Raw genomic sequence first — 3,879 nt, 5'->3', positions numbered from 1 at the left:
GACCGTCGACACCGTCACGGGTCGATCCGGGTCCACCGACCCACGCGGTGGCGTCATCGGTCACGAGCTTCGCGCCACCGGCATCCTTCGTGATCGTGAAGGCGTCGAACAGTGCACCGTCGACCGTGCGCGCTTCGACGTGCATGCGACCGTCGGCGGTGACGTCGACCGTCTGGAAGAGCTGCACGTCGCGGCCCGTCACCCGGAGGTTGGCACCGTTCGCGGTCCAGTTGTTCGCCTCGGCGGGGTCGGGCACGTACATCTTCGGGCCGGCGACGCTGACGAGATAGGCGGGGCCGGTGTGGCTCTTCGCCGGGTCCGCGCCCGCGGGCAGGTTCTGCTCGTTGGCGCGGAGGTTGCCGCGCCCGTACGCGTGGTCATGACCCTGCACGACGAGGTCGACGTCGTACTTCTCGAACAGCGGCAGCCAGGCGTCGCGCAGCACCGCGTTGTCACGTCCGCTCGTGACCGAGAAGATCGGGTGGTGGAACGTCACGACGGTCCACTGGTTCGGGTTCTCGGCCAGGCGCGACTCGAGCCACGCCGTCTGCGCCGCACGCGACTGCGCGCCCATGGCCTGCGTGGAGTCGAGGCTGATGAAACGCACGCCCTGGTAGTCGACGGAGTAGACCGTCTCCTTCAGGGTCTCCGCACCCTCGGGGCCGTTGAGCGGGTACTCGAACTGCGCGCCCCAGTGCGCCGCCAGGTCGGGTCCCGGGTAGTACTCGTGGTTGCCGGTGGATGCCACGACGTTGAGGTACTGGTTGGAGAAGGCGGCGGCTTCGTGCCACTCTCCCCACTCCGCGTCACTCGTCTCGGTGTCGATGAGATCTCCGGCGTGCACCACGAGGCGGGCGTACGGCCGGGACTCGAACGCGGCCCGGAAGGTGCGCGAGGTGTAGGCCTTGTTGTCGTTCTGCGCGTCGCCCTGCACCAGGAAGCTGAAGTCGCCCGGCTTCGCGCTCGCGGTGGAGAACTCGAGCCATTCGCTCCAGGTCTGGCCGTCACCGACGCGGTAGACGTACGTCGTGTCGGGTTCGAGGCCCGAGATCGTCGCCGAGTGGTGCGCGATCTCGTACCCGAGCGTGGTGTCCAGTCGGTGCGTGGAGGTGGCGTCCATCGACTGCGCACCGCTGACCACGCTGGGGCCGCTCAGCGCCCATTCGACGCGGGGCGTCGTCACGTCCTTCGAGGTGCGCCAAGTGACGGATTGACTCGTCGTCGGCGTCTCGGTCGGGGTCAGGATCACCCGGTCGGGAACCGCGGTCGGGGTGTGCACGAGCACGGGATCGATGGCGGGCGGCGCGAGGCCTCCACCGGCGGCGACGGCGACGCCGCCTCCGAAGCTGGACAGACCGATCGCGAGGGCGACAGCCCCCGCGGTCATGGCCGTCGGACGAGCGAATTTGAGCACGCAGAAGCTCCTTCGACATGGCCGGCCTCGGGTAGGCCGACGACTGCAGGCGAGATGACCCGCTGTCAGCGGATCCCTAGCGATTGTGTCGGTGGCTCATCGTTCGATCTGGTCGTGGGCGGTGTTCTCGCGCGACGTTCGAGCAACGTTCACGTCGGGCGCGAAATGTCATCTCCGGCTGGGTTCGGCGACCGTCCGCCCTCTGACGTCGTTCGCGATGGCGTTACCCGCCGTCCACCTCGATGTGGACCCGTGGAGCGCCCTACGCCGATGTCGACGGGGCCGCGCCGGCGGCATCCGCCTCGGCATCCTCGAGGTCTTCGACCTCTTTCTCCCACGCGTCGCGGGCGAGGCGGTACCAGAGATACAGAGCGAAGCCGGCGAAGATCGCCCACTCGGCCGCGTAGAAGATGTTCAGCCAGTTCACCCGCGATCGCTCGTCGGGGGCCGGGGAGTCGATGGCGTCGAGGGGCCCGATAGCGGTCTGCGAGGTGATGTAGGGCCGGTAAACGGACACCCCGTCGATGTCGGTCCAGCGTCCGAGCAATGCCGCCGGCGACATCCGCGTCATGGTCTGCGGGTCGGCGCCGGCCGGCGGTCGGCCGGGGCCCTCGTCGGAGATCAGACGCCCGGTCACGGCGACGACGGCATCGGGGTCGGCTTCGGCCTGCGCGCGCAGGGTCTGGGCGGCCCGCTCGGCCGCCGACGCATCGCGGGTCCACCCGAGCGCGACGGCGATCGAGGTGGGGACGGCCGTGCCGTCGAGGCGGAGCTGCCCGGTGACCCAGTACCCCTCGACGTCGTCGTTGAAACGGGACGAGACCACGAGGAAATCGGGAGCGATCCACCGCCCGCTCGCCTCGACCCGCTGACCGACGAGTGGCTCGGGCAGGTACGCGCCCGGCTGGGCGACGTCGGCCAAAGGCTGAACGATCTCGGTCTGCCCCGGTTCGGCGGGCGCCGTGTCGACGGCGCGGCCGAGCTGCCATTGACCCAGCCACGCCAGCACGCCCGCCACGACGAGCGAGAAGGCGAGCAGCGCGAGCCAGCGCGGGCGCAGCATGACCTCACGCAACGTCGGCGGGAACACCTCTCGGGGCTCCTGCTCGATGACGGTGGGAGAGGTCACGCGGGCACCGGAATCAGTGCCCGTAGGGCGCGACGACGACCTCGACCCGCTGGAACTCCTTGAGGTCGGAGTACCCGGTGGTGGCCATCGACTTCTTCAGCGCGCCGATGAGGTTCGCGGTGCCGTCGGCCACGGGGGCCGGGCCGTAGAGGATCTGCTCGAGGGGGCCGACGCGGTCGACCGCGACGCGGTGTCCGCGGGGCAGCTTCGCGTGGTGGGCCTCGGGGCCCCAGTGGAACCCGCGGCCGGGCGCGTCGGTGGCGCGGGCGAGCGCGACTCCGAGCATGACGGCGTCGGCGCCCATGGCCAGGGCCTTCACGATGTCGCCCGAGGTTCCGACGCCGCCGTCGGCGATCACGTGGACGTAGCGTCCGCCGGACTCGTCGAGGTAATCGCGTCGCGCTCCGGCGACGTCGGCGACCGCGGTGGCCATCGGCGCATGCAGGCCGAGGGTCACGCGAGTCGTGGACGCGGCGCCACCGCCGAAGCCGACCAGGACGCCCGCGGCGCCCGTCCGCATGAGGTGCAGCGCGGCCGTGTACGTCGACGCACCGCCGACGATGACAGGGACGTCGAGGTCGTAGATGAACTTCTTGAGGTTCAGGGGCTCGGCGACGCTGGAGACGTGCTCGGCCGAGACCGTCGTCCCGCGGATCACGAAGAGGTCGACGCCGGCCGCAACGACCGTCTCGTAGAGGTCGTGGGTACGCTGCGGGGTGAGGGCGCCGGCCACCGTGACGCCGGCGGCGCGGACCTCGGCGAGGCGATCGCGCACCAGCTCGGGCTTGATCGGCTCGGAGTACAGCTCCTGCATGCGACGCGTCGCCTCGGAGTCGGGCAGCCCCGCGATCTCGGCCAGGAGCGGCTCGGGATCGTCGTAGCGCGTCCAGAGGCCCTCGAGGTCGAGAACGCCCAGCCCGCCCAGTCGACCGAGCTCGATCGCGGTGCGCGGGCTGACGACGGAGTCCATCGGGGCGCCGAGCACCGGGATCTCGAACGGGAAGGCGTCGATGGTCCAGGCCGTCGACACGTCTTCCGGGTTGCGCGTGCGCCGCGAGGGGACGACGGCGATGTCGTCGAAGGTGTAGGCGCGGCGGGCACGCTTGGCACGGCCGAGATCGATCTCCATGGTCACTCCCCCAGCCTACCCGCGCCCTCCGACGCCCCCGGCGACCCGGGAGCCCCGCGGACCGGATCGACCGGAGCGTCGCCGCCGCGCAGCAACCGGGTGAGGAGCCCGTCGAAGAAGAACAGCACGAAGGCGACCGAGCCCACGAGCGGGCTGAGCAGGACCGCGACCCCGCTGATGAGCACCGCGCTCAGCCCCGCCCGCCCC

3 protein-coding genes and 1 pseudogene are annotated in these 3,879 nt (G+C 70.8%); all 4 read right to left on the bottom strand.

Features of this window, described 5'->3' with window-relative positions; genetic code table 11:
• Positions 1-1,414 (bottom strand): metallophosphoesterase family protein (locus LQV45_RS20110; RefSeq protein ID WP_230008525.1); only part of this gene is annotated, 1,414 nt, incomplete at its 3' end.
• Between the two features lie 262 nt (positions 1,415-1,676).
• Complete coding sequence (locus LQV45_RS20105; RefSeq protein ID WP_374208256.1) at positions 1,677-2,543, bottom strand: SURF1 family protein; 867 nt, start codon at positions 2,541-2,543, stop codon at positions 1,677-1,679.
• Positions 2,544-2,556: 13 nt separating this feature from the next.
• Positions 2,557-3,672, bottom strand: a complete 1,116-nt coding sequence (locus tag LQV45_RS20100) for a GuaB3 family IMP dehydrogenase-related protein (protein WP_230008526.1) — start codon at positions 3,670-3,672, stop codon at positions 2,557-2,559.
• A gap of 2 nt (positions 3,673-3,674) precedes the next feature.
• Positions 3,675-3,879 (bottom strand): annotated as a pseudogene (locus LQV45_RS20095) (DUF1211 domain-containing protein); the annotation flags it as partial.

Source organism: Microbacterium sp. Bi128 (assembly GCF_918698205.1).
Note: the sequence above shows the minus strand (reverse complement) of the source record. Positions and strands in the feature narration are given on the sequence as shown.

Bases quoted from the DNA above. Each gene is read 5' to 3' on its own strand.
- LQV45_RS20100 (WP_230008526.1), bottom strand. From the start codon at position 3,672: ATGGAGATCGATCTCGGCCGTGCCAAGCGTGCCCGCCGCGCCTACACC.